Here is a 26353-nt window from a genome sequence, read left to right on the forward strand (position 1 = left end):
GTTCACCCCCCGAGGATGCCGAAGATCCGACTTCGGGAGGACGGGCGCGGTGGCGTCCAGTACCTCGGTAGTAGCGGCCCGGGACCGGCCTGGGGGACAGCCCCTAGTCGGTGACCGGGCCCGCGGGCCCGGTCGGCCCGCTCGCCGCGTCCCGCTTGATCGCAGCGTCCCGTCCGCGGACGTACCAGATGCCGATGAGGCCGAGTCCGGCGCCCGCGAGGCACGTCCAGATCCACCACAGGTGGCCGTGGTCGTCGTACCAGCCGTAGAAGGGGAGCTGGACGAGGAAGAGGACGAACCAGAGGATCGTGCCGCCGGTGACGGTGGCGACCACGGGGCCCTCCAGGGGCTCCGGCGCCTCGTGTTCAGGGATCCACTTCTTCATGGTGCTCAGCTTACGAGGCGGTCGGGTCTACGCGCGGAGATGGCCGATCCGAACGCTATATGTTCATACTGAAACGGTTTGGTACTGACCACTTCTCTTCGTAGGAAACGCCAAAAGATGCCCACGTCGGCCCCCGCCAAGATCCCCGCCCCTGAACAGCCGGGAGCCACGCCCCTCTTCGGCGCCCTCGACCGTTACTTCAGGATCACCGAACGGGGCAGCACGCTGCCCCGTGAGATCCGGGGTGGTTTCGCCACCTTCTTCGCGATGGCGTACATCATCGTGCTGAACCCGATCATCCTCGGCAGCGCGAAGGACATGTACGGGCACCAGCTCGACAACGGTCAGCTGGTCACCGCCACCTGTGTCACGGCCGCCTTCACCACGCTCCTCATGGGCGTCATCGGCAACGTACCCATCGCCCTGGCCGCCGGCCTCGGCGTGAACTCGGTGGTCGCCCTCCAGCTCGCCCCCCGGATGTCCTGGGCGGACGCCATGGGCATGGTCGTGCTCGCGGGCTTCGTGGTCATGCTCCTGGTCGCCACCGGTCTGCGTGAGCGCGTCATGAACGCGGTGCCCTTCGGCCTGCGCAAGGCGATCAGCATCGGTATCGGCCTGTTCATCATGCTGATCGGGCTCGTCGACTCCGGCTTCGTCAGCCGCATCCCGGACGCCGCCCACACCACCGTCCCGCTCCAGCTCGGCGCCGACGGTCACCTGAACGGCTGGCCGGTCCTCGTCTTCATCCTGGGCGCCCTGCTCACGCTGGCCCTGATCACCCGCAAGGTGCCCGGCGCGATCCTCATCTCGATCGTCGCGATGACCGTCCTCGCGCTGATCATCAACGCGGTCGCGACGATCCCGTCCTGGGGTCTCACCACCCCCGAGTGGCCCGGCAACCCCGTCGCCACCCCCGACTTCGGGCTCATCGGCGAGTTCAGCCTGTTCGGTGGCTTCGGCAAGGTCGGCGTCCTGACCGGCGTCCTCTTCGTCTTCACGGTCCTGCTGTCGTGCTTCTTCGACGCGATGGGCACGATCATGGGCGTCAGCGACGAGGCCAAGCTGACCAACGCCAAGGGCGAGATGCCCGGCATCAACAAGGTCCTCTTCGTCGACGGCCTGGCGGTCGCCGCGGGCGGTGCCAGCTCCTCCTCCGCCACCACCGCCTTCGTGGAGTCCACGGCCGGCGTCGGCGAGGGCGCCCGCACCGGCCTCGCGAACGTCGTCACCGGCGGCCTCTTCACCGTCGCGCTGTTCCTCACGCCGGTCGCCACCATGGTCCCGTCCCAGGCCGCCACCCCGGCGCTGCTCGCGGTGGGCTTCCTGATCCTGGCCGGTTCGGTCAAGGAGATCGACTGGGCCGACCTCACCATCGCCATCCCGGCCTTCATCACCATGGTGATGATGCCGTTCACCTACTCGATCACCAACGGCATCGGCATGGGCTTCATCACCTTCGTGCTGCTGCGCCTGGCGGCCGGGCGTGGCCGGGAGGTCCCGGTGCCCATGTACGTGGTCTCCGCCGTCTTCGCCTTCTACTACCTGATGCCGGCCCTCGGCCTCACCTGATGCCGGCCCTCGGCCTCACCTGATCCCCGCCCGCCCGCGGCGGTGGCTCAGGTGAGCCCGTAGAACTTCTCCGTCTCCTCGACGGCGGTCTGGAACCGCTCGTCGAAGTCATCGCGAATGAGCGTCTGGACGACATAGTCCTGGACGCTCATTCCCCTTTTCGCGGCATGCTGCCGGAGCCGTTCGAGCAGCTCCTCGTCTATCCGCAGGCTGAGCACACTGGTCCCCATGAGACGAGGGTCGCGGGCACGTACCGCAGTCCGGTCTCTTTCCGCTGCCTACTCACTCGTTCGAGTGATGGCGAGGTTTCCGTGGCCGGGGTCACGGGGAATCCCGGCACCCCCCAGCTTGTTTAGCCAGGGTAATGAGTTATCCTAAAGAGATGCCTGACCTCACCCATGGCGACAACGCTGCCGCCGTGAACTCCCTGCGTTCAGCCGTGATGCGGCTGTCCCGTCGCCTCAAGCACCAGCGGGTCGACGAGTCGCTGAGCCCCACCGAGATGTCGGTGCTCGGCACCCTCTCCCTCTGCGGCAGTGCCACCCCGGGCGAGCTCGCCCGCAAGGAGCACGTGCAGCCGCCCTCGATGACCCGCATCGTGGCGCTGCTGGAGGCCAAGGGTCTGGTCCGGCTGGAGCCGCACCCCGAGGACCGCCGCCAGAAGGTCGTCACCAAGACCGAGCAGGCCGAGGCCATGCTCGCGGAGAGCCGCGCCAAGCGGAACGCCTTCCTGGCCACTCTGGTCGACGGCCTCGACGAGGACGAGTGGGCGAAACTGCGCGCCGCCGCCCCCGTGCTGGAGAAACTCGCACACCTGTAGACAGCCGTCAGGCCTTGAGGAGGCGACCCTTTTGAGTTCGGGATCCGGAGCAGACTCCGCCCCCGCGCCGACCACCCACGAGACCCTTGCCGAGCTGCCCGCCGCGGGCGCCCGCAAGTCGTCGATGTTCAGCTCTCTGAAGGTCAGGAACTACCGCCTGTTCTTCATGGGCCAGGTCGTGTCCAACATCGGCACCTGGATGCAGCGCATCGCCCAGGACTGGCTGGTCCTCAGCCTCACCGGCTCCGCGACCGCCGTCGGCGTCACGACGGCCCTCCAGTTCCTGCCCATGCTGCTCTTCGGCCTCTACGGCGGCGTGCTCGTCGACCGGCTGCCCAAGCGCCGGACACTGCTGTTCACCCAGTCCGCGATGGCCCTCACCGGCATCGCGCTCGCCGTCCTCACCCTCTCCGGCCACGTCCAGGTCTGGCACGTCTACGTCGCCGCCTTCGCCGTGGGCCTCGCGACGGTCCTGGACAACCCCGCCCGCCAGACCTTCGTCTCCGAGATGGTCGGCCCCGACCAGCTCCAGAACGCGGTCAGCCTCAACTCCGCGAACTTCCAGTCCGCCCGGCTGGTCGGCCCCGCCGTAGCAGGCGTGATGATCACCGGCGTCGGGACCGGCTGGGCGTTCCTCTTCAACGGACTGTCCTTCGTCGCCCCCCTCGCCGGCCTGCTGCTGATGCGCTCGCGCGACCTGCACGCCGTCGAGCGTGCCCCGCGCGGCAAGGGTCAGCTGCGCGAGGGGCTCCAGTACGTCGCCGGGCGCCCCGAACTGATCTGGACGATCGTCCTGGTCGGGTTCGTCAGCACCTTCGGCTTCAACTTCCCCGTCTACCTCTCGGCCTTCGCCGACGACGTCTTCCACGCGGGCGCGGGCTCCTACAGCCTCTTCAACACGCTGATGGCGGTGGGCTCCCTGGCGGGCGCCCTGCTCGCGGCCCGGCGCGGCACCGCCCGGATGCGGGTGCTGGTCGCCGGGGCGGTGGCCTTCGGCACGATGGAGATCGTGGCCTCCATGGCCCCCTCCCTGTGGCTGTTCGCCCTGCTCATGGCCCCGATCGGCATGTTCGGCATGACGGTCAACGTCACCGCCAACAGCAGCGTCCAGATGAGCACCGACCCGGCCATGCGCGGCCGGGTGATGGCCCTCTACATGATGGTGTTCATGGGCGGCGCCCCGATCGGCGCGCCGATCGCCGGCTGGATCACCGACGCGTACGGCGTCCGGGCGGGCCTGGCGGCGGGCGGCGCCGTCTCGGCCGCCGCGGCCGTCACCATCGGCCTGGTCCTGGCGCGGATGGGCAACCTGCGCCTGGCGGTGGGCTGGAACCACGGCCACCCGAGCGTGCGGTTCGTGCCCCGGGAGGCCCGGGAACTCGCCGCCGTGGCCTGACGTCGTACGGCGTCACCCGGAGGATGCGGCAGGGGGCCGCACCCTCCGGGCCAGCACCTGGCCCGGCCACGCGTGTTCGCCGACGGTGTAGGCCTCGGTCGCGGTGAAGCCGTTGGCCTCGTAGTACGCGACGAGCTTGCGGTCGTCGCCCGCGTAACAGTCCACCCGCAGCAGGCCGACGCCCGCCCGCCGGGTCTCCTCGGCGGCGTGCGCGAGCAGGGCGCTGCCCACCCCGTGGCCCTTGAAACGGCGGTCGGAGGCGAGCCAGTGGATGTACCGCTCGGGCTCCCCGGGCGGCGGGAGATGGGCCAGATACGCGCCGGGCGAGTCGGTGAGGGTGAGGGTGGCGGCCGGTACGCCGTCCGCCTCGGCGACGTACGCCCAGCCCTCGTCGATGTACCGGGCGACCGACTCCACCGTCTTCGGGCTCCGGGACAGGGGATTCGTCCCCCACTGGCCGGGGCGCCCCTGCGCGACCAGCCACTCCACGCTGCTGTCGAGCATGCCGAGTATCACGGGGACGTCGTCGGGTCCGCCTTCTCTGATGGTGATCCGCATGACGCCCATCATGCCGGGCGGACGGCCCCGCCGACCGGGAAGATCGGGGGCATGAGACTCTTCGCCGCCGTGCTGCCCCCGGACGACATCGCCGACGAACTCGCCGCCGAGGTCGCCCGGTTGCACACGCTGCCCGGCGCGGACGGGCTGCGCTGGACGGGCCGCCCCGGCTGGCACTTCACCCTCGCCTTCTACGGCGAGGTCGACGACGACCTCGTACCGGAGCTGTCGGCACGGCTGGGGCGGGCCGCGCACCGCGGCACGCCCTTCGCGCTGGCCGTGCGGGGCGGGGGACAGTTCGGGCACGGGCGGGCGCTGTGGGCCGGGGCCGCAGGGGACGTACCGGCGCTGCGCCTGCTGGCCGACCGGGCGGAGGCGGCGGCCCGCAAGGCGGGCGTGGAGATGGGGGAGCACCGCCGCTACAAGGCGCACCTCACACTGGCCCGCAGCCGCGAGGCGGTGGACGTGCAGGCGTACGTCGAGGCACTGGACGCCTTCGAGGGCCGCACCTGGACGGTGGAGGAGCTGGTGCTGGTCCGCAGCAGCCTGCCGAGGTCCGGTGTTCCCGGGGAGCAGCCCCGTTACGAGCCGGTCGGGCGCTGGGCGCTCGGCGGGGCCGGTTAGGCTCCACCCGTGGACCCGAAGACCCGGAACCGGATCATGGCCGGTGCGCTCGTGTTGTTGTTCGTCGTGGTTGCCGTGGCGGCGGCGGTCGGCAGATAGGCCTGGCCAGGCCGAGCGCCGGGCCGAGCGCCGGGCCGAGCGCCGGGGAACCGCGCGCCGTTCGCCGCGTGCCTGCCGGGCACGGCCGGTCGCGCAGTTCCCCCGCCCTTCGGGGCGCCCCCGCTACCAGGCGAAGGCCTCCGGGGAAGGCCCCGGCCCGGGGAAGATCTCGTCCAGGCCGGACAGCAGCTCCTCGCTCAGCTCCAGCTCGACCGCGCGCAGGGCGGAGTCGAGCTGCTCGGCGGTGCGCGGACCGACGATCGGGCCGGTCACGCCGGGCCGGGTGAGCAGCCAGGCCAGGCCGGCCTCGCCGGGCTCCACGCCGTGCTTGTCCAGCAGGTCCTCGTAGGCCTGGATCTGGGCACGTGCGGTGGGGTCGGCAAGGGTGTCGGCGGCCCGCCCGGAGGCGCGGCGCCCGCCCTCGGCCTGCTTCTTGATGACCCCGCCGAGCAGCCCGCCGTGCAGCGGCGACCAGGGGATGACCCCGAGGCCGTACTCCTGCGCGGCCGGGATGACCTCCATCTCGGCGCGCCGCTCGGCCAGGTTGTACAGGCACTGCTCGCTGACGAGCCCGATGGTGCCGCCGCGCCGGGCGGCGATCTCGTTGGCCTGGGCGATCTTGTAGCCGGGGAAGTTGGACGAGCCGGCGTAGAGGATCTTGCCCTGCTGCACCAGGACGTCGATGGCCTGCCAGATCTCCTCGAAGGGAGTGCTGCGGTCGACGTGGTGGAACTGGTAGAGGTCGATGTGGTCGGTGCCGAGCCGCTTCAGGCTGGCGTCGACGGCCCGCCGGATGTTCAGCGCGGAGAGCTTGTCGTGGTTCGGCCAGGCGTCGCCGTCGGCGGCCATGTTGCCGTACACCTTGGTGGCGAGGACGACCTGGTCACGGCGCCCGCCGCCCTTGGCGAACCAGCTGCCGATGATCTCCTCGGTACGGCCCTTGTTCTCACCCCAGCCGTACACGTTCGCGGTGTCGAAGAAGTTGATGCCCGCACCGAGCGCCGCGTCCATGATCGCGTGGCTGTCGGTCTCGTCGGTCTGCGGGCCGAAGTTCATGGTGCCGAGGACGAGGCGGCTGACCTTGAGTCCGGTACGTCCGAGCTGCGTGTACTTCATGGAGCACAAGCCAACGACTTCGAGTGCGCTCCATGCAAGGGGGACCGGCCGGGGAACGGGTCAGTCGCGGGGGAACTCGTCGGTGTTGAGGGTGAGGTCGAGGGGGGTGGTGGTCAGGTCGACGTCGGTCCCGTAGTCGACGCGCAGCTCACACCGGTAGTCGCCGTCCTTGGGCTCGGTGAAGACGGTGCACCTGCCCTTGTAGGGGTCGGCAATGAGATAGACGGGGACCTCGGCGACCGCGTAGGCAGTCTTCTTGGGGCCGTAGTCGTTGGGAGCCGTCCCCCTTGAGATGACCTCTCCGATGAACTCGATGTCGTCGTATTGCCAGCGGCCTTCTTCGTTCTTTGTCGCGCCGTCGCGGAACTTGGCCACATCGGGGCAGAAGCCGTTCTGATGACCGGGGAAGTCGACCCGGACATCGGAGAAGACCCGCGCGTGCCGCCGCCCGAAGCGGTCCTCGAGAGCCCAGAGGAGTTCGCGAATGGTTTCCCAGTGGATGTCCCGCTGCGGAGTCATGTGGACGTTGCCCCCGACGATCTCGACCTTGTATCCCTCGGGGACGGGCAGTCGCTCAAGCGCCTCGAACCATTCGTCCAAGCGCTTGGTGTTCTCGTCGGCCATGTCGATCTCGATCCTGTCTTCCAGGATGGTCATCTGGCGCTCCTCCCCGGCTGCCCCCATGCGTGGGTGCCACCGCGCAGTACAACGATACGCACGGTGACCGGGCTACGGCGCGGAGCGCATATGCCAGAACGCGGGCGAGAACCTCAGCCCGCGTACTCCCCGCCCAGTCCCCACCCCTGGTGCATCGCCGCCGCGAAGGCCGAGGCCAGGCGGTGCTCGCCGTTCGCGTTCGGGTGGGTGCCGTCGTAGGTGTCGGTGTCGATGTCCCAGGACTCCGGGACCGAGGCCAGGAGGATGGGGGAGCCCGGCTCGTTGAGGTCGGCGGCCGTCTTCGCCAGGAGCTCGTTGAAGCGGGCGACCTGTGCGGCGAAGGGCGCGTCGTCCGCGGCGCGGACGTTGGGGATGACCGGCAGCCACACCATGGCGATCCGCGGGTTCGCCGCGCGGGCCTCGGCGGCGAAGGCGCGGGCGTTCTCCGCGGTCTGCTCGGCGTTCGTGTAGAAGCCCAGGTCGATCAGGCCGAGCGAGACCAGCAGGATGTCGGCGCGCGACGTCCGCACCGCCTCGCCGATCAGCGGGGCCATGTGCAGCCAGCCCTCGCCCCAGCCGGCCAGGTGACCGCGCGGGAAGTCGGGGTCGGCGTAGGCGTACGAGGCGGCGGAGTCCATCGCCTTGTCGTAGAGCGTCTCGCGGGGGCCGGTCAGGGTGAACGGGCCGCCGTACGTGGCGCACAGGTGCCGCCACATGCGGTAACGCCAGGTGTGCTCGCCCGAGCTGCCGATCGTCATCGAGTCGCCTACGGGCATGAACCTGAGCATCCGCTCATGATGAGGGATCGGCAAAGGATCACCGCCTCCGGGGGCGTGTGAGACCGGCCACGAATCCGTGAACGGGAGGGCGGGATGGCAGGCTTGTGGGCATGCGCCGATCTTTCGCCGTCCGGGCCGGAGCCCTTCTCGCCGGAGTCCTCCTCTCGGGTGCCTTCACCGTGCTCGCCGCGTCCACCGCGCCCGCCGCGTACGCGGCCGACGGCGACAAGGGATTCACCATCGAGGATCCGCGCATCACCGAGTCCAGCGGTCTCGCGGCCTCCCGCCGGCACCCGGGCGTCTACTGGACGCACAACGACAGCGACGACGGCCCCTACCTCTACGCCGTCGACAGCGCGACCGGGAAGACCGTCGCCCGGCTCACCCTGACCGGCGTCGGCACGCCCCGCGACGTCGAGGCGATCTCGATCGGGCCGGGCAACGAGATCTGGGTCGGCGACATCGGCGACAACCTCGGCGGCACCTGGCAGTACGTGTGGATCTACCGGCTGCCCGAGCCGAAGAAACTCGTCGACCAGACCGTCAAGGCCACCCAGTACGTCGTGAAGTACTCCGACGGAGCCCGCGACGCCGAGTCGCTCCTCGTGCACCCCAGGACCGGACGCGTCTACATCATCGACAAGAAGGAGGACGGCGGGCACCTCTACGAGGGGCCGGCGAACCTCTCCGCCTCCGGGGCGAACATCTTCAAGCCCGTCGCCGCCGTCGACCTGTGGGCCACCGACGCCGCCTTCTCCCCGGACGGTACCCGACTCGCCGTCCGCGGCTACTTCGGTGGCATCTCGTACGCCTGGAACGGCGGGAAGATCAAGCGCGAGGGGCGGCTCGACGTGCCGCTCCAGCGGCAGGGGGAGTCCGTCAGCTACTCCGCCGACGGCACCGAGCTCCTGTACGGGAGCGAGGGTTCCGGGAGCTCCGTGGTGGCGGAGGACGCGCCCGAGGGCGCCGCATCGGGTGCCAAGTCTCCGTCCGGGAGCGGAAGTTCCAGCGCCTCGGGCGAAGGCGACGGCTCCTCGGCCACCGGCAGCGTGAAGTTCGGCGCACTGGCGGTCGCCGCGGTCTGCGTCGCCTTCTTCGGCCTCCGCCGGCTGCTGCGCCGCAACTGAGCGCTTTCGGGCGCCGCTGCTGCCGCCGTCGCGGCCGCCACCCTTGCCGCGCTTCTTGACGTGGTCATGGTGTGTCAGTTTCCTGGGGGGTGCGCGGTGTATGGGAGCGCTCCCATTCGTTTCGGGCCCGCGCCTCCCGAGAGGAAGCAGCGAATTGTTCCGCAGCTTGCGAAGAGTGCTGTGCGGCCTGGCCGCCGCGCTTCTGATACCGCTGGGAGCCGGAGCGCAGACGGCCCGCGCGGCGGACACCGTCGCGGCGGACGCCACCGTCGCGGCCGAGGCCGGAGCCGGCTACTGGCACACCAGCGGCCGGCAGATCCTGGACGCCGCCGGGCAGCCGGTCCGGGTCGCCGGGATCAACTGGTTCGGCTTCGAGACCGGCAACTACGTCGTCCACGGACTCTGGTCCCGCGACTACAAGAGCATGATCGACCAGATGAGGACGCTGGGCTACAACACGATCCGCATCCCCTACAGCGACGACATCTTCAAGAGCACGACCGTCCCCAACAGCATCGACTTCAGCAGCGGCAAGAACGCCGACCTCCAGGGCCTGAACTCGCTCCAGATCCTGGACAGGATCGTCTCGTACGCCGGTCAGGACGGTCTGAAGGTCATCCTCGACCGGCACCGGCCGGACGGGGGCGGGCAGTCGGCGCTCTGGTACACGGCCGCGGTCCCCGAATCGACGTGGATCGCCAACCTCAAGGCCCTCGCGGCCCGTTACCAGGGCCAGGACACCGTCGTCGGCATCGACCTGCACAACGAACCCCACGATCCCGCCTGCTGGGGCTGCGGGGACACCGCGACCGACTGGCGGCTGGCCGCGCAACGGGCCGGCAACGCCGTCCTGTCCGTCAACCCCGCCCTGCTGATCTTCGTCGAGGGTGTGCAGACCTTCAACGGTGTCTCCGGCTGGTGGGGCGGCAACCTGATGGGCGTCGGCCAGTACCCGGTACAGCTCGACGTGGCGAACAGGGTCGTGTACTCGGCCCACGACTACGCGACGAGCGTCGCCCAGCAGAGCTGGTTCAGCGACCCGACGTTCCCCGCGAACATGCCGGGCATCTGGGACAAGTACTGGGGCTACATCTTCAAGCAGAACATCGCGCCCGTGTGGGTGGGCGAGTTCGGCACCACCCTCCAGTCGACGGTGGACCAGAAGTGGCTGGCGGCCCTGGTGAGTTACCTCCGGCCGACGTCGACGTACGGCGCCGACTCCTTCCACTGGACCTTCTGGTCCTGGAACCCCAACTCGGGTGACACGGGCGGCATCCTCAAGGACGACTGGCAGAGCGTCGACACCGTGAAGGACGGATACCTGGCGAGCGTCAAGGCGCCCGGCTTCCCGGGGACCGGTGGCGGTGGCGGCGGAGGGGGCGGCGGTGGCGGTACGGCCTCCTGCGCCGCCGCCTACACCGTCAGCAGCGACTGGGGCGGCGGCTTCAACGCCGAGGTGAAGGTCACCAACACCGGCACCACGGCGATCGGTTCCTGGAAGGTGACCTGGACCTGGAGCGGCGCGCAGCAGATCACCAGCATGTGGAACGCCTCGTACACCCAGAGCGGGGCCGGCGTCACCGCGGTGAACGCCTCGCACAACGGGGCGGTCCCGGCGGGCGGTTCGGCGAGCTTCGGCTTCGGTGGTACGCCCGGGGGCGGGGGTGCGCCGAGCGTGAGCTGCACGGCGGCGTGAGCCGCGCGGCGGTATGAACAGCGCGGCGGTATGAACGCGACGAAGGGCGCCCGGTGAGCACCGGGCGCCCTTCGTCGGCATACCTGAATACCTGAATACCTGAGAGGTACTCATGCGGTACCGAAGCGGTCAGAGCTTCTCGATCACGTAGTCGATGCTCTTGGTGAGCGCCTCGACGTCGGCCGGGTCGATCGCCGGGAACATCGCGACCCGCAGCTGGTTGCGGCCGAGCTTGCGGTAGGGCTCGGTGTCGACGATGCCGTTGGCGCGCAGCACCTTGGCGACGGCGGCCGCGTCCACGTCGTCGGAGAAGTCGATCGTGCCGATGACCTGGGAGCGCTTGGCCGGGTCGGTGACGAACGGGTTGGCGTACTTCACGTCCTCGGCCCAGCCGTACAGCGTGCGCGCGGAGGTGGCGGTGCGGCGCACCGACCAGTCCAGCCCGCCCTGGCCGTTGATCCACTCCAGCTGCTGGTTCAGCAGGAAGAGGGTGGAGAGGGCCGGGGTGTTGTACGTCTGGTTCTTGCGGGAGTTGTCGATCGCCGTCGGCAGGCTGAAGAACTCGGGGATGTGCCGGCCGGACGCGTGGATCCGCTCGGCGCGCTCGATCGCGGCCGGGGAGAACACGCCGATCCACAGGCCGCCGTCGGAGGCGAAGGACTTCTGCGGGGCGAAGTAGTAGACGTCCGTCTCGGCGATGTCGACCGGGAGGCCGCCGGCGCCGGACGTGGCGTCCACCAGGACGAGGGAGCCCTCGTCGGCGCCCGCTACCCGCTTGATCGGGGCGGCGACGCCGGTGGAGGTCTCGTTGTGGGTGAAGGCGTAGACGTCGACACCCGCCTCGGCCGCGGGCTCGGGGTGCGTGCCCGGGTCGGCGGAGACGACGGTCGGCTCGGCCAGCCACGGGGCCAGCTTGGCGGCCTTCGCGAACTTGGACGAGAACTCGCCGAACGTGAGGTGCTGCGACTTGTTCTCGATCAGGCCGTGGGTCGCGATGTCCCAGAACGCGGTGGAGCCGCCGTTGCCGAGGACGACCTCGTAGCCCTCGGGCAGGGAGAACAGCGCGGAGATGCCCTCGCGTACCTGGCCGACCAGGTTCTTGACCGGGGCCTGGCGGTGGGAGGTGCCGAGGAGGGACGTGCCGGTGGCGGCCAGGGCGTCCAGCGCCTCCACCCGCACCTTGGAGGGGCCCGCGCCGAATCGACCGTCGGCGGGCTTGATGTCAGCAGGAATCTGGATCTCAGCCACGGAAGCGAGGTTAGCCGGTGGGGGAAACCTGGGTGAAACCTGGTCCGTCGGGTGAGACGGGCGCGTGTCGTGGTGTGTGCGCCGAGGCGCGGGTCGCGGTGCGCGTCGCCGTGCGGGGGGCTGTGCCCCCGGGCCCCCTCGGCCCGGACGGCCTCGTCCCCGATCGCCGGACGGGGCTCCGGGGGCGGACGCGTGCTGGTTTGCTGAAGTCATGACGGATCTTGAGGCAGAACTGCGCAAGGCCGTCCGGGGTGACGTCGGTTTCGACGTCACCTCCCGGGCGCTCGTGACCATGGACGCGTCGAACTACCGCCGCGTTCCCCTGGGCGTCGTCGCGCCCCGGGACGCCGACGACGTGGCGGCCGTACTGGAGGTGTGCCGGGCAGCCGGTGTACCGGTCGTCGCACGCGGTGGAGGTACGTCCATCGCGGGGCAGGCCACCGGCACCGGCGTGGTGCTGGACTTCACGCGCCACATGAACCGGTTGGTCGCCCTGGACCCGGGGGCGCGGACGGCCGTCGTGCAGCCGGGGCTGGTTCTCGACCGGCTCCAGGAGGCCGCCGCCCCGCACGGGCTGCGCTTCGGTCCCGACCCCTCCACCCACAGCCGCTGCACGCTCGGCGGGATGATCGGCAACAACTCGTGCGGCTCCCACTCGGTGGCGTGGGGGACGACGGCGGACGGTGTGCGCGAGCTGGAGGTCGTCACCGCGCGCGGGGGGCGGCTGCGGCTCGGGCAGGGGTGGGCGGGGGCGCCGGACGGCCTGCGCGCACTGGTGGACGGGGAACTCGCCCGGCTGCGGACCGGCTTTCCCGAGCTGCCCCGCCGTATCTCGGGGTACGCGCTGGACGCGCTGCTGCCGGAGAACGGCGCCGACGTCGCCCGTTCCTTCTGCGGCAGCGAAGGCACCCTGGGCGTGCTCACGGAGGCTGTCGTACGGCTCGTCGAGGCTCCACGCGCGCGCGTGCTCGCGGTGCTCGGGTACGCCGACGAGGGCGCCGCCGCCGAGGCCGCCGCCGGGCTGCTGCCGTTCGGGCCGCTGACGGTGGAGGGGATGGCGGCCGACCTGGTGCCCGCGGACGCGGCGGCCGGGCTGCCGCGGGGCGGGGCCTGGCTGTTCGTGGAGACGGGCGGCGGGTCGGAGGGCGAGGCACGCGCGCGTGCGGAGGCCGTCGTGCGCGCGGCGGACGTCCTGGACGCGCGGATCGTGCGGGATCCCGCCGGGCAGCGGGCGCTGTGGCGGATCCGCGAGGACGCGAGCGGGACGGCGACCCGCATGCCGGACGGCACGGAGGCGTGGCCCGGCTGGGAGGACTGCGCGGTGCCGCCGGCCCGGCTCGGCGCGTACCTGAGGGACTTCCGGGTGCTGCTCACCGACCACGGCCTGCGCGGCACGCCGTACGGGCACTTCGGGGACGGCTGCATCCACGTCCGTATCGACTTCGACCTGCTGACGGCGGCCGGGATCGCCCGTTTCCGCCGGTTCTCCGAGGAACTGGCCGAACTGGTCGTGTCCCACGGCGGCTCCCTCTCCGGCGAACACGGTGACGGACAGGCCCGGGCCGAGCTGCTGCCGAAGATGTACGGGCAGGACATGGTCGCCCTGTTCGAGCGGGCCAAGGCGGTCTGGGACCCGGACGACCTCCTCAACCCGGGGATGCTGGTGCGCCCCGCGCCCCTCGACGGCAACCTGCGCTTCGCCGTGCTCCCGCGCGAGCCGGTCGACGTGGCCTTCGGCTACCCGTCCGACGGCGGTGACTTCTCGGCGGCGGTGCGCCGGTGCGTCGGGGTCGCGAAGTGCCGTACGACGGCCGCGCCGGGGGCGGTGCCCGGGGCGGGAGCGGGGTCGGGGGTGATGTGCCCGTCGTTCCGGGCCACGGGCCGGGAGGAGCACTCCACGCGCGGGCGTGCCCGGCTGCTGCACGAGATGCTGGCCGGTGAGCTGGTGACCGACGGCTGGCGCTCCACGGAGGTCCGGGACGCGCTCGACCTGTGCCTTTCCTGCAAGGGCTGTCGCTCCGACTGCCCCGTCGAGGTCGACATGGCCACCTACAAGGCGGAGTTCCTGCATCACCACTACGAGGGTCGCCGGCGTCCGGCCGCCCACTACAGCATGGGGCGGCTGCCGGTGTGGCTGCGGTGGGTGAGCCGGCTGCGGGCGGCTGCGCCGCTCAACGCGCTCGCCTCGGTCGGCCCGCTGGCGGGCGTCGCCAAGCGGCTGGGCGGAATCGCGGCCGAGCGGGACATCCCGCGGCTGGCACGGGAGACGTTCAGCGGGTGGTGGCGGCGCAGGAAGCCCGTCCCCGGTGAGGGGCAGGGCGGTGACCTGGTCGTCCTGTGGCCCGACACCTTCACCGAGCACCTCTCGCCGTCCGTGGGCCGGGCCGCCGTACGGGTCCTGGAGGCGGCGGGGCTGCGGGTGGCGCTGCCGCCGACCCTGCGGATGCGGGGCCGGCCGGTGGGCGACGGCCGGTCGAGGAACGCGGCCGCGCTGCTGACCGCCCGCCGGGGCCGGGTCTGCTGCGGGCTGACGTACGTCTCCACCGGCCAGCTCGACCACGCGCGCGTGGTGCTGCGCCGCACGCTCGACCTGATGGAGCCGGTGCTGGAGACGGCCGCGCCGGTCGTCGTCCTGGAGCCGAGCTGCGCGGCCGCCCTGCGTACCGACCTGCCCGAGCTGCTGCACGACGACCCGCGCGCGGCCCGCCTCGCCGCCCGCGTCCTCACCTTCGCGGAGGCCCTGGAGCGGCACGCGCCCGACTGGACCCCGCCCCGCCTGGACCGTCCGGCGGTCGGCCAGACCCACTGCCACCAGCACGCGGTCCTGGGCGACGCGGCCGAGCGGCGGCTGCGCGAGGCCGCGGGTCTCAGCGGCGACCTGAGCGGCGGGTGCTGCGGCCTCGCCGGCAACTTCGGCTTCGAGGAGGGCCACTTCGAGGTGTCGGCTGCCTGCGCGCGGGAGCGGCTCCTGCCGGCCGTGCGGGACGCTCCCGAGGGAGCGGTGGTCCTTGCGGACGGCTTCTCCTGCCGCACCCAGCTGGAGCAGCTGGCGGGGACCCGAGGCAGGCACCTCGCGGAGGTACTGGCAGAGCACCTGGAGGACGACGGACGGGCACACCGAAGGGAGTGCTGAGGTGGCCCCGAGGGGAGCGCCGAGGGGCCCTGAGGGAGCGTTGCGGCAGCCCTGAGGGGGGAGGTGGCCTGAGCGGGCGGTGGCGGGCGTGGCTGAGCCCCGGATGGGCGGGGCCGACTCCTACGCTGACGGGACGGTCGTCCGGCGATGCGAAACGGGCGATGCGAACGGTCATTCGAAGGAGCCCCGCGTATGAGCCTGCGCGTCCAGTCCATCACCCGTGACGAGCACCTGGCGTTCGTCGCGGCGCGCCCCTCCGCCAGCCACATGCAGATTCCTTCGTGGGGTGACGTGAAGCCGGACTGGCGGGCGGAGAGCCTGGGCTGGACCGACGGGACGGGTGCGCTCGTGGGGGTGGGGCTGGTGCTGTTCCGGCCACTGCCGAGGCTGCGGAAGTACCTGGCGTATCTGCCCGAGGGGCCGCTCGTCGACTGGCACGCGCCGGATCTGGTCGAGCGCTGGCTGGAGCCGATGCTCGCGTGGCTGAAGGCGCAGGGGGCGTTCTCCGTGAAGATGGGCCCGCCCGTCGTCGTACGGCGCTGGAGCGCCGACGCGGTCAAGGCGGCCATCGCCGACCCGGGCGCCCACCGGCTGCGGGACGCCGAGGCGAGCTCGTACGAACCGCGCGCATTCGAGGTCGCCGACCGGCTGCGCCAAGCCGGCTGGCAGCAGACCGAGCCGGGCGGCGAGGACGGCTTCGCGGCCGGTCAGCCCCGCTACGTCTTCCAGGTCCCGTTCGCCGGACGCACGCTGGAGGACGTCCACGGCGGCCTCAACCAGCAGTGGCGGCGCAACATCAAGAAGGCCGAGAAGGCGGGCGTGAAGGTCGTCCGGGGCGGGGCGGAGGACCTGCCGGCGTTCTACGGGCTGTACACCGAGACCGCCGAACGCGACCGCTTCATCCCGCGGCCCCTGTCCTACTTCCAGCGTATGTGGAGCGCGCTGAACGCCGAACATCCCGACCGTATGCGGCTCTACCTCGCCCACCACGACGGGGAGGTTCTCGCCGCCGCGACCATGCTGACCGTCGGCGAGCACGTCTGGTACTCCTACGGCGCCTCCACCGGCCGCAGGCGCGAGGTCCAGCCGAACAACGCCATGCAGTGGCGCATGATGGCCGACGCCCATGAACTGGGCGCCACCGTTTACGACCTGAGAGGGATCACCGACACCCTGGAGGAGTCCAACCACCTGCTCGGCCTGCTCCGCTTCAAGGTGGGCACGGGCGGACAGGCCGTGGAGTACCTGGGCGAGTGGGACTTCCCGCTCAACAAGTTGCTGCACCGGGCGCTGGGCCTCTACATGGCGCGCAGATAGCCGCCGGCCGCCTGCTCCGCGTCGGGGGCGGCCGACGTCTCACAGCCCGAGACAGTGGCATAACGGGTTCACACGCCTGACCCAGTCCATTACCCTGAACTTGACAGTGCAGCGTGATGTACGCACCTCGAGCCGAGCCCCAGGACCGCCCGTGACAGCCCCCGACACCGCCGCCACACCCCAGCTCGCCCCCACCGCCACAGCGACCGGTGCCCCCGGGGCCCCGGGTCGGCTGGGCGCCCTCGGCCCGGTCGGCCTCGTGCTGGCCGGCGGCATCTCGGTGCAGTTCGGCGGCGCGCTGGCGGTGACGCTGATGCCGAGGGCGGGCGCCCTGGGCGTGGTCGCGCTGCGGCTGCTGGTGGCGGCGGTGGTCCTGCTGGTGATCTGCCGGCCCCGGCTGCGCGGCCACTCCCGCACCGACTGGGGCACGGTCGTCGTCTTCGGCGTCACGATGGCCGCGATGAACGGCCTCTTCTACCAGGCGGTGGACCGCATCCCGCTGGGCGCGGCGGTCACGCTGGAGGTCCTCGGCCCCCTCGCGCTGTCGGTCGTGGTCTCGCGCCGCGCGCTGAACCTCGTCTGGGCCGGCCTGGCCCTCGTGGGCGTCTTCCTGCTCAGCGGGGGCGGCGGCCACGGCGGTGACGGTGGCGGGCCGGGCGGCGGCCTCGACCTGGTGGGTGTCGCCTTCGCGCTGGGGGCGGGGGCGATGTGGGCGGCGTACATCGTCTTCAGCGCCCGCACCGGCCGCCGTTTCCCGCAGGCGGACGGCCTGGCGCTGGCGATGGCGGTGGGCGCCCTGCTCTTCCTCCCCCTGGGCCTCGCCGAGTCGGGCGGCAAACTGGCCGACCCGGTGACGCTGGGCCTGGGGGCGGCGGTGGCCGTGCTCTCCTCGGTCCTGCCCTACACCCTCGAACTGCTCGCCCTGCGCCGGATGCCCGCTTCCACCTTCGCGATCCTGATGAGTCTGGAACCGGCCGTCGCCGCCACCGCGGGCTTCCTCATCCTCGACCAGGCCCTGACCACGATCCAGGCGGCCGCGATCGCCCTGGTCGTCGCGGCGAGCATGGGTGCGGTCCGCACCCAGGTGGGGCGGCCGAAGTCGGCGGTCCCGGAGGCCTGACGGGCACCGTCCGTAAGTACCTGACGGGCACCGTCCGTAAGTACCTGCCCGGCCGCCGTCCGGACGTGCGGCCGACGTTTCGTGGCTCGGCGAAACGGTGAACAGGGGTCGCCGGGTGCTCCGAAACTTCGACGCATGCGCAGCTACCGCTTCTTGTTCCGGACGCCGGAGTTCACTCCGTTCCTGCTCTCCTTCGCCGCTTTCGCCGCGGCTCAGACGATCGGCGGCCTGGCTCTCGGCACGCTCGTCTTCCGGGCCACCGGCTCCCCGTTCCTGTCGGCGGTGAGCATGTTCGGCCCGCAGCTCGCGCAGTTGCTGGGGGGCGCGTTCCTGCTCTCGGGCGCCGACCGCCTGCCCCCGCGCGCGGTCCTGTCCGGCCTCGCCCTCGCCTTCGCGGCCTGCACGGCGGTGCCGGCGCTGCCTGGCCTGCCGGTGTGGGCGCTCCTCGGCGTCGTCCTCCTGCAGGGGCTGGTCGCGTCGCCGGGCGGAGGAGTGCGCGGGGGACTGCTGAACGAGATCCTGTCCAAGGACGGTTATGTCCTGGGCCGTTCGGTGTTCAACATGCTCTGGGGCCTGGTGCAGATGGCCGGGTTCGCGACGGGCGGCGTACTGCTGACGCTCCTGTCCCCGCGGACCTGCCTGCTCCTCGCGGCGGCGCTGTACGTGATGTCGGCCCTGGTCACCCGCCTGGGCCTCACGGCCCGCCCGCCGCGCTCCACGGGCCGCCCGTCCGTCCCGGCGACCTGGCGCACCAACGCCCTGCTGTGGTCCTCGCGCCCCCGCCGCCTGACGTACCTGGGCCTGTGGGTCCCCAACGGCCTGATCGTCGGGAGCGATTCGCTCTACGTCCCCTACGCCCCCCGGGCCGCCGGCCTGCTGTACGCGTTCGGGGCGCTGGGCATGTTCGTGGGCGACATGGCGGTGGGCCGCCTGGTACCGCCCACCGTGCGCCCCCGTCTCGCGACCCCGCTGCGCCTGCTGCTGGCGGTTCCGTACCTGTTCTTCGTCCTGCGGCCCGGAGTGGCGCTGTCGGCCGTGGCCGTCACCGTCGCCTCCGTCGGCTTCGCCGCGAGCCTGGTCCTCCAGGAGCGACTGATGTCCCTCACGCCCGACGACCTCGCGGGCCAGGCTCTCGGCCTGCACGTCACCGGCATGGCCGCTCTCCAGGGCATCGGCGCCGTCCTCGCGGGCACGCTGGCCCAGCTGACCTCCCCGGCCGCCGCGATGACACTGATGGCGGCCGGATCGGTCGCCGTGACCCTGACCCTCGCGGCGCTGGGCAGGCACGAGGAAGGGCGGCGGCCGGCCGATTCCGGTACGCGTCCGGGCGCCCTGCCGAAATCCGCGGCCACCGACCGACCGGGGCGGTGACGGGGCGTGCGCTCCCGTGAGCGCCGGTCGTCCTGTCCTCTCGAAGGTCGGCTCGATCTTCGGCCCGCGGGCCCCTGGGGAAATTCATGCAAGCATGCTTGATTGTTTCTTGGCCCGCTGCCATGCTCCACCCCATGGCCGACCCGACGCCCGTGCTCGACGACCTCCGTGCCGAAAGTGACGAACTCGACCGGCTGGTAGCCGAGTTGAGTCCCGAGCGGTGGACGCTCCCGACCCCCGCCCCCGGCTGGACCGTCGCCCACCAGATCGCGCACCTCGCCTGGACCGACCACTCCTCAGCGCTGGCCGTGACCGACCAGGACGCGTTCGCCCGCGAGGTCGAGAAGGCGCTGGCCGCGCCCGGGGACTTCGTCGACAACGGCGCGCGCGAGGGGGCCGCGAAGCCGCCCGAGCGGTTGCTCGCGGACTGGCGGGCCGGGCGCGAGGCCCTGGCGGACGCCCTGCGGGCGGCCCCCCAAGGAGCGCGATTCCCCTGGTACGGCCCGCCCATGTCGGCCGCCTCCATGGCCACCGCGCGGCTCATGGAGACCTGGGCCCACGGCCGGGACGTGGCGGACGCGCTGGGCGAGACGCCCGCACCCACCGACCGGCTCCGGCACATCGTCCGCCTCGGCGTCCGCACCCGGAACTTCGCCTTCGGCGTGCACGGACTGCCCACGCCGTTCGAGGAGTTCCGCGTCGAACTCCGCGGCCCGTCCGGCGAGATGTGGATGTACGGCCCCGAGGACGCCACGGACCGCGTGACCGGCTCCGCGCTCGACTTCTGCCTCCTGGTCACCCAGCGCGCCCACCGCGCCGACCTCGCACTGCGCGCCGAGGGCCCCGACGCCGACCGCTGGCTGGACATCGCCCAGGCCTTCGCGGGCCCGCCCGGCAGTGGCCGTACGCCGAAGGGAGCCGTCCGGTGACGGCCCTGCGGATAGGCAACGCCTCCGGCTTCTACGGCGACCGCTTCGATGCCCTGCGCGACATGCTCACCGGCGGCGAACTCGACGTCGTCACCGGCGACTACCTCGCCGAGCTGACCATGCTGATCCTCGGCCGCGACCGGCTGAAGAACCCCGCCGGCGGATACGCCCGCACCTTCCTCCGGCAACTGGAGGAGTCCCTCGGCCTCGCCCACGACCGCGGCGTACGTGTCGTCACCAACGCCGGAGGCCTCAACCCGGCCGGACTCGCCGACGCCGTACGGCAGTTGGCCGACCGGCTAGGCATCCCGGTGCGCGTCGCGCACGTCGAGGGCGACGACCTCGGCGCCCGGTATCCGGGCAGCCTCACCGCCCATGCCTATCTCGGCGGCTCCGGCATCGCCGCGTGTCTGCGCGAGGGCGCGGAGGTCGTCGTCACCGGGCGGGTCACCGACGCGGCCCTGGTCACCGGCCCCGCCGCCGCCCACTTCGGCTGGGGCCCCGAGCAGTACGACCGGCTCGCGGGCGCCGTCGTCGCCGGGCACGTCCTGGAGTGCGGGACCCAGGCCACCGGCGGCAACTACGCCTTCTTCGCCGAGGGCGGCCGTGACCTGCGGCGGCCCGGCTTCCCGCTCGCCGAGATCCACGAGGACGGCAGCTGCGTCATCACCAAGCACCCCGGCACCGGCGGCTTCGTCGACGTCGGTACGGTGACCGCCCAGTTGCTGTACGAGACGACGGGCGCCCGGTACGCAGGCCCCGACGTCACCGCCCGGCTCGACACCGTACGGCTCACCCAGGACGCCTCGGACCGGGTACGGATCCACGGCGTGCGGGGGGAAGCCCCGCCCCCGACCCTCAAGGTCGGCCGCACCCGCCTCGGCGGCTTCCGCAACGAGGTCGTCTTCGTGCTCACCGGCCTGGACATCGAGGCCAAGGCCGCGCTCGTACGGGAACAGATGGCGCAGGTCTTCCTCAAGTCACGCCCCGCCGAGGTGCGTTGGGAGCTGGTCCGGACCGACCGGGCCGACGCCGACACCGAGGAGACCGCGAGCGCACTGCTGCGGCTCGTCGTGCGCGACCCCGAACCGGACGCCGTGGGAAGGGCGTTGAGCGGGGCGGCCGTGGAGCTGGCGCTGGCCAGCTATCCCGGCTTCCATGTGCTCGCGCCGCCCGGGAAGGGCTCCCCCTACGGGGTGTTCGAGGCCGCGTACGTGCCGCAGGAGGACGTCGAGCACCTCGCCGTCCTCCACGACGGCCGCCGCCTGCCCATCGCCGCGCCCACGGCCGCCGGCACCCGCGTACTCCAGGAGGTGCCGGAACCGGACCTGCCGGATCCGCCACCCCCCGGCCCCGTACGGCGCGCGCCCCTCGGGCTCGTGGCCGGCGCCCGCAGCGGCGACAAGGGCGGCAACGCCAACGTGGGGGTGTGGGCCCGGACGGACGAGGCCTGGCGCTGGCTCGCCCACGAACTGACGGCCGACAGGTTCCGGCAGCTCATCCCCGAGAGCCACGAGCTGACCGTCACCCGCCACCCGCTGCCCCGGCTGCGCGCACTGAACTTCGTCGTCGAGGGCGTCCTCGGCGCCGGGGTCGCCGCCCAGCACCGCTTCGACCCGCAGGCCAAGGCACTCGGCGAATGGCTGCGCTCCCGACACCTGGACATCCCGGAGGCCCTCCTGTGACGGCTCTCACGTCCGCCCTGGACACCCAGGGCCCCGACTACCGCGCGCACCGCGAAGCCATGCTCGCCAAGCTCGCCGACCTCGACACCGAGCACGCGAAGGCGCTGGCGGGGGGAGGGGAGAAGTACGTCGCCCGGCACCGCGCGCGCGGCAAGCTCCTCGCCCGTGAGCGCATCGAGCTGCTCCTCGACCCCGACACGCCGTTCCTGGAACTGTCGCCGCTGGCCGCCTGGGGCAGCGCCTCCCCCGAGTACACCGTGGGCGCCTCCCTCGTCACCGGCATCGGGGTCGTCGAGGGCGTCGAGTGCATGATCACCGCCAACGACCCGACCGTGCGCGGGGGCGCAAGCAACCCCTGGTCCCTGAAGAAGGCCCTGCGCGCCAACGACATCGCCCTCGCCAACCGGCTGCCCTGCATCAGCCTGGTGGAGTCGGGCGGGGCCGACCTGCCGTCGCAGAAGGAGATCTTCATCCCGGGCGGGGCCGTCTTCCGCGACCTGACCCGGCTGTCCGCCGCCGGGATCCCGACCGTCGCCGTCGTCTTCGGGAACTCGACCGCGGGCGGCGCGTACATCCCCGGCATGAGCGACCACGCGATCATGGTCAAGGAGCGCGCGAAGGTGTTCCTCGGCGGGCCGCCCCTGGTGAAGATGGCGACCGGCGAGGAGAGCGACGACGAGTCACTGGGCGGCGCGGAGATGCACGCGCGCGTGTCCGGCCTCGCCGACCACTTCGCCGTCGACGAGCGGGACGCGCTGCGGCAGGCACGCCGCGTGGTGGCCCGCCTCAACCACCGCAAGGCGTACCGGGATCCGGGACCCGCTGACCCTCCCCAGTACGACGAGGAGGAACTCCTGGGCATCGTCCCCGGCGATCTGCGCACCCCCTTCGACCCGCGCGAGGTGATCGCCCGGATCGTCGACGCCTCCGACTTCGACGAGTTCAAGCCCCTCTACGGGACGAGCCTCGTCACCGGCTGGGCGACCCTGCACGGCTACCCGGTCGGGATCCTGGCCAACGCCCAGGGCGTGCTCTTCAGCGCGGAGTCCCAGAAGGCCGCCCAGTTCATCCAGCTCGCCAACCAGCGCGACATCCCGCTCCTCTTCCTGCACAACACCACCGGCTACATGGTCGGCAGGGAGTACGAGCAGGGCGGCATCATCAAGCACGGCGCGATGATGATCAACGCGGTCGCCAACTCGAGGGTCCCGCACCTGTCCGTCCTCATGGGCGCCTCGTACGGGGCCGGCCACTACGGCATGTGCGGGCGCGCCTACGACCCCCGGTTCCTCTTCGCCTGGCCGAGCGCCAAGTCGGCGGTGATGGGTCCGCAGCAGCTCGCCGGGGTCCTGTCCATCGTCGCCCGGCAGTCGTCGGCCGCGAAGGGCCTGCCCTACGACGACGACGCGGACGCCGCCCTGCGCGCCATGGTGGAGCAGCAGATCGAGTCCGAGTCGCTGCCGATGTTCCTGTCCGGGCGGCTGTACGACGACGGTGTCATCGACCCGCGCGACACCCGCACCGTTCTCGGCCTGTGCCTGTCGGCCGTCCACACCGCGCCCTTCGAGGGCGCGCGGGGTGGCTTCGGCGTCTTCCGGATGTGAGGCTCATGATTACTTCCGTTCTGGTGGCCAACCGCGGCGAGATCGCCTGCCGCGTCTTCCGGACCTGCCGCGAGGCCGGCATCCGCACCGTCGCCGTGCACTCGGACGCCGACGCGGGCGCCCTCCACGCGCGCGTGGCGGACTCGGCCGTACGGCTGCCCGGCAGCGCGCCCGCGGAGACCTACCTGCGCGCCGAACTCGTGGTGAAGGCCGCCGTCAGCGCGGGCGCGGACGCCGTGCACCCCGGCTACGGCTTCCTCTCCGAGAACGCCGACTTCGCGCGCGCCGTCCTGGACGCGGGCCTCGTCTGGATCGGGCCACCGCCCGAGGCGATCGAGGCGATGGCGTCCAAGACCCGCGCCAAGCAGCTCATGGGGCTCGCCCCGCTCGCCTCGGACGAGGTGACGGAGGCCGACCTGCCGGTGCTGGTGAAGGCCGCCGCGGGCGGTGGCGGGCGCGGTATGCGCATCGTGCGCCGACTGGCGGAGCTGGGCGCCGCGCTGGAGGGCGCACGGGCCGAGGCCGCGAGCGCGTTCGGCGACGGCGAGGTGTTCGTCGAGCCGTACGTCGAGAACGGCCGCCATGTCGAAGTGCAGATCCTCGCCGACACGCACGGCACGGTGTGGGCGCTCGGCACCCGCGACTGCTCCCTCCAGCGCCGCCACCAGAAGGTGATCGAGGAGGCGCCGGCCCCGGGCCTGTCCGAGCGGACGGCGCAGGAGCTGCGCGCGCTGGCCGTGCGTGCCGCGCGGGCCGTCTCGTACGTCGGCGCCGGTACCGTCGAGTTCCTCGTCACCGACGGCCGTGCGCACTTCCTGGAGATGAACACCCGCCTCCAGGTCGAACACCCCGTCACCGAAGCCGTGTTCGGCCTCGACCTGGTGGCCGAGCAGATCCGGGTCGCGGAGGGCGCCGCCCTGGCTCCCGAGCCCCCGCGCGCGCGGGGCCACGCCGTCGAGGCGCGGCTCTACGCCGAGGACCCGGCGAACAACTGGACCCCGCAGACCGGCACCCTGCACCGTCTGGCCGTCCCCGAGGGCGTCCGGCTGGACACCGGCTTCGGCGACGGCGACGACATCGGCGTCCACTACGACCCCATGCTCGCCAAGGTCGTCGCCCACGCCCCCACGCGCGCGGAGGCGATCCGCAGGCTCGCGGGCGCCCTGGAACGCACGGTCCTGCACGGCCCCGTCACCAACCGCGACCTGCTGGTCCGCTCCTTGCGCCACGCGGAGTTCACCTCCGCCCGCATGGACACCGGCTTCTACGACCGGCATCTCGGCGACCTCACCGTCGCGGAGCCCGACCCGTACGCCCCGCTGGCCGCCGCCCTCGCGGACGCGCGCACCCGCTCGCCGCTGGGCGGCTGGCGCAACCTGCCGTCCCAGCCGCAGACGAAGCGGTACGCGGCGGCGGGCGAGGAGACGGAGGTCCGCTACCGCCACACCCGGACCGGCCTCACGGCCGAGGGGGTGCAGGTGGTGCACGCCGACCCCGGCCTGGTCGTCCTGGAGATCGACGGTGTACGGCGCCGCTTCGAGGTCGCCCGCTACGGCGACCGCGTCCACGTCAACGACGCCGCCCTCACCGCGCTGCCCCGCTTCCCCGACCCGGAGGCCCAGCACGCCCCCGGCTCCCTGCTCGCGCCGATGCCCGGCACGGTCGTCAAGCTCGCGGACGGTCTCATCACCGGATCGAGTGTCCGGGCCGGTGAACCGCTGCTGTGGCTCGAAGCGATGAAGATGCAGCACGTCATTTCGGCCCCGGTGGAGGGGACGGTGACGGCGCTGCCGGTGACGACAGGACAGCAGGTGCAGGTCGGCACCCTGCTGGCGGTGGTGCAGGAGAGCTAGGGGCCGCGGGGCGCCACATCATGCGGCTCCGCCGCGTGGGGCGCGACCGGCCATGACGAACCCGCAGACGAAGGAGCCACATTGAGCACGCTGATCGAATCCGACGAGCACAAGGCACTCCGCAAGGCGGTCTCGTCCTTCGCCAGGAGCCACACCCACGCATCCGCTTCCGGCTCCGCCTCCGACGCCGCCTCCGACTCGGAGCGGCGCGGCCTCTGGCAGGAAGCCGCCAAGCTCGGCTACATCGGCGTCAACCTGCCGGAGGAGTACGGCGGCGGAGGCGGCGGCATCGCCGAGCTCTCCCTGATCCTCGAAGAGCTCGGGGCCGCCGGAGCCCCGCTGCTGATGATGATCGTCTCCCCGGCGATCTGCGGCACGGTCATCGCCCGCTTCGGCACCGAGGCCCAGAAGCGGGAGTGGCTGCCCGCCCTGGCCGACGGCAGCCGCCTCATGGCCTTCGGCATCACCGAACCCGACGCCGGCTCCAACAGCCACCGCATCACCACCACCGCCCGCCGGGACACAGCGAGCGGCGACTGGCTGCTGACCGGCCGCAAGGTCTTCGTCTCCGGCGTCGACATCGCCGACGCCACCCTGATCGTCGGCCGCACGGAGGACGCCCGCACCGGCAGCCTCAAGCCCTGCCTGTTCATCGTCCCACGCGACGCCGAAGGCTTCTCCCGCCGCCGCATCGACATGGAACTCGACAGCGTGGAAAAGCAGTTCGAGCTCGTCCTGGACGAGGTGCGGCTCCCGGCGGAGGCGCTCGTCGGCGACGAGGACGCGGGCCTGCTCCAGCTCTTCGCCGGACTCAACCCCGAGCGCATCATGACGGCCGCCTTCGCGATCGGCATGGGCCGCCACGCGCTCTCCAAAGCGATCGAGTACGCGCGCGACCGCACCGTCTGGAAGAGCCCGATCGGCGCCCACCAGGCCATCGCGCACCCCCTCGCGCAGGCCCACATCGACCTCGAACTGGCCCGCCTGATGATGCAGAAGGCCGCCCAGCTGTACGACGCGGGGGACGACGTCGGCGCGGGCGAGGCCGCCAACATGGCCAAGTACGCGGCCGGGGAGGCCTGTGTGAAGGCGGTCGACCAGTCCGTGCACACCCTCGGCGGCAACGGCCTCACGCGCGAGTTCGGCCTCGCCAGGCTGATAACCGCCTCCCGCGTGGCTCGTATCGCCCCGGTGAGCCGGGAGATGATTCTCAACTACGTCTCCCACCAGACCCTGGGCCTGCCCAAGTCGTACTGACCGCAGCCGG

At 72.0% G+C, this 26353-nt stretch carries 22 protein-coding genes; 15 read left to right on the forward strand and 7 right to left on the reverse strand.

Features of this window, described 5'->3' with window-relative positions; all coding sequences use genetic code 11:
• Positions 1-103: 103 nt before the first annotated feature.
• Positions 104-385, reverse strand: a complete 282-nt coding sequence (locus tag OHU34_RS23485; protein ID WP_142264898.1) for a DUF2530 domain-containing protein — start codon at positions 383-385, stop codon at positions 104-106.
• A 117-nt stretch (positions 386-502) separates the two neighbouring features.
• Between OHU34_RS23485 and OHU34_RS23490 the strand changes: the two genes are divergently transcribed.
• On the forward strand, positions 503-1954 hold the full coding sequence (locus OHU34_RS23490; protein ID WP_405768157.1) for an NCS2 family permease: 1452 nt from the start codon (positions 503-505) through the stop codon (positions 1952-1954).
• Positions 1955-2001: 47 nt separating this feature from the next.
• Here the strand turns inward: OHU34_RS23490 and OHU34_RS23495 are convergent, their stop codons facing one another.
• Positions 2002-2184, reverse strand: coding sequence for a CopG family antitoxin (locus OHU34_RS23495; RefSeq protein WP_020130247.1), 183 nt, complete (start codon positions 2182-2184; stop codon positions 2002-2004).
• 152 nt (positions 2185-2336) lie between these two features.
• Here OHU34_RS23495 and OHU34_RS23500 point away from each other — a divergent pair, with 152 nt between their 5' ends.
• Positions 2337-2774: a MarR family winged helix-turn-helix transcriptional regulator gene (locus OHU34_RS23500; protein ID WP_020130246.1), complete on the forward strand. Its 438-nt coding sequence runs from the start codon at positions 2337-2339 to the stop codon at positions 2772-2774.
• A gap of 31 nt (positions 2775-2805) precedes the next feature.
• Positions 2806-4170, forward strand: a complete 1365-nt coding sequence (locus tag OHU34_RS23505; RefSeq protein WP_372481733.1) for an MFS transporter — start codon at positions 2806-2808, stop codon at positions 4168-4170.
• Between the two features lie 12 nt (positions 4171-4182).
• Here OHU34_RS23505 and OHU34_RS23510 read toward each other — a convergent pair whose 3' ends face one another.
• On the reverse strand, positions 4183-4728 hold the full coding sequence (locus tag OHU34_RS23510) for a GNAT family N-acetyltransferase (RefSeq protein ID WP_142264895.1): 546 nt from the start codon (positions 4726-4728) through the stop codon (positions 4183-4185).
• A gap of 51 nt (positions 4729-4779) precedes the next feature.
• Between OHU34_RS23510 and thpR the strand changes: the two genes are divergently transcribed.
• Positions 4780-5352 carry an RNA 2',3'-cyclic phosphodiesterase gene (gene thpR / locus OHU34_RS23515; RefSeq protein WP_230195390.1) on the forward strand — a complete coding sequence of 191 codons (573 nt, stop codon included), beginning with the start codon at positions 4780-4782 and terminating at the stop codon, positions 5350-5352.
• A gap of 222 nt (positions 5353-5574) precedes the next feature.
• Here the strand turns inward: thpR and OHU34_RS23520 are convergent, their stop codons facing one another.
• From OHU34_RS23520 to OHU34_RS23530, 3 genes are all read right to left on the reverse strand, one after another.
• On the reverse strand, positions 5575-6567 hold the full coding sequence (locus tag OHU34_RS23520) for an aldo/keto reductase (protein ID WP_142264893.1): 993 nt from the start codon (positions 6565-6567) through the stop codon (positions 5575-5577).
• A gap of 60 nt (positions 6568-6627) precedes the next feature.
• Positions 6628-7224 (reverse strand): Uma2 family endonuclease, encoded by a 597-nt coding sequence (locus tag OHU34_RS23525; RefSeq protein ID WP_142264892.1) that lies wholly within the window; start codon positions 7222-7224, stop codon positions 6628-6630.
• Between the two features lie 113 nt (positions 7225-7337).
• Positions 7338-8012 carry a GDSL-type esterase/lipase family protein gene (locus OHU34_RS23530; RefSeq protein WP_142264891.1) on the reverse strand — a complete coding sequence of 225 codons (675 nt, stop codon included), beginning with the start codon at positions 8010-8012 and terminating at the stop codon, positions 7338-7340.
• Between the two features lie 101 nt (positions 8013-8113).
• Here OHU34_RS23530 and OHU34_RS23535 point away from each other — a divergent pair, with 101 nt between their 5' ends.
• Both OHU34_RS23535 and OHU34_RS23540 read left to right on the forward strand, forming a co-directional pair.
• Positions 8114-9130: a WD40 repeat domain-containing protein gene (locus OHU34_RS23535; RefSeq protein ID WP_142264890.1), complete on the forward strand. Its 1017-nt coding sequence runs from the start codon at positions 8114-8116 to the stop codon at positions 9128-9130.
• A 154-nt stretch (positions 9131-9284) separates the two neighbouring features.
• The gene (locus tag OHU34_RS23540) at positions 9285-10826 is read left to right on the forward strand and encodes a cellulase family glycosylhydrolase (RefSeq protein WP_142264889.1); all 1542 of its coding nucleotides are present in this window, start codon (positions 9285-9287) and stop codon (positions 10824-10826) included.
• 129 nt (positions 10827-10955) lie between these two features.
• Here the strand turns inward: OHU34_RS23540 and serC are convergent, their stop codons facing one another.
• Complete coding sequence (serC, locus tag OHU34_RS23545; protein WP_054243943.1) at positions 10956-12074, reverse strand: phosphoserine transaminase; 1119 nt, start codon at positions 12072-12074, stop codon at positions 10956-10958.
• Between the two features lie 211 nt (positions 12075-12285).
• Here serC and OHU34_RS23550 point away from each other — a divergent pair, with 211 nt between their 5' ends.
• The 9 genes from OHU34_RS23550 to OHU34_RS23590 all read left to right on the forward strand — a co-directional run bounded on the left by OHU34_RS23550 (position 12286) and on the right by OHU34_RS23590 (position 26343).
• On the forward strand, positions 12286-15207 hold the full coding sequence (locus OHU34_RS23550; RefSeq protein ID WP_142264888.1) for an FAD-binding and (Fe-S)-binding domain-containing protein: 2922 nt from the start codon (positions 12286-12288) through the stop codon (positions 15205-15207).
• A 192-nt stretch (positions 15208-15399) separates the two neighbouring features.
• Positions 15400-16524, forward strand: coding sequence for a peptidoglycan bridge formation glycyltransferase FemA/FemB family protein (locus tag OHU34_RS23555; RefSeq protein ID WP_142264887.1), 1125 nt, complete (start codon positions 15400-15402; stop codon positions 16522-16524).
• A gap of 151 nt (positions 16525-16675) precedes the next feature.
• Positions 16676-17644: a DMT family transporter gene (locus OHU34_RS23560; RefSeq protein ID WP_200839709.1), complete on the forward strand. Its 969-nt coding sequence runs from the start codon at positions 16676-16678 to the stop codon at positions 17642-17644.
• 135 nt (positions 17645-17779) lie between these two features.
• Positions 17780-19015 carry an MFS transporter gene (locus OHU34_RS23565; RefSeq protein ID WP_200839708.1) on the forward strand — a complete coding sequence of 412 codons (1236 nt, stop codon included), beginning with the start codon at positions 17780-17782 and terminating at the stop codon, positions 19013-19015.
• Between the two features lie 134 nt (positions 19016-19149).
• Positions 19150-19944 (forward strand): TIGR03084 family metal-binding protein, encoded by a 795-nt coding sequence (locus OHU34_RS23570; RefSeq protein WP_142264885.1) that lies wholly within the window; start codon positions 19150-19152, stop codon positions 19942-19944.
• Positions 19941-21629 carry an acyclic terpene utilization AtuA family protein gene (locus tag OHU34_RS23575; RefSeq protein ID WP_142264884.1) on the forward strand — a complete coding sequence of 563 codons (1689 nt, stop codon included), beginning with the start codon at positions 19941-19943 and terminating at the stop codon, positions 21627-21629. Before OHU34_RS23570 ends, OHU34_RS23575 begins: the two co-directional genes overlap by 4 nt.
• A complete protein-coding gene (locus OHU34_RS23580) occupies positions 21626-23233 on the forward strand; it encodes an acyl-CoA carboxylase subunit beta (RefSeq protein ID WP_405768168.1) in 1608 nt (535 codons plus the stop codon). Before OHU34_RS23575 ends, OHU34_RS23580 begins: the two co-directional genes overlap by 4 nt.
• A 5-nt stretch (positions 23234-23238) precedes the next feature.
• On the forward strand, positions 23239-25086 hold the full coding sequence (locus tag OHU34_RS23585) for an acetyl/propionyl/methylcrotonyl-CoA carboxylase subunit alpha (protein WP_405768169.1): 1848 nt from the start codon (positions 23239-23241) through the stop codon (positions 25084-25086).
• An 81-nt stretch (positions 25087-25167) separates the two neighbouring features.
• Positions 25168-26343, forward strand: coding sequence for an acyl-CoA dehydrogenase family protein (locus tag OHU34_RS23590; protein WP_142264881.1), 1176 nt, complete (start codon positions 25168-25170; stop codon positions 26341-26343).
• Positions 26344-26353 lie beyond the last annotated feature (10 nt).

This window comes from Streptomyces sp. NBC_00080, from assembly GCF_045041255.1.
Taxonomy (GTDB): Bacteria; Actinomycetota; Actinomycetes; order Streptomycetales; family Streptomycetaceae; genus Streptomyces; species Streptomyces coriariae.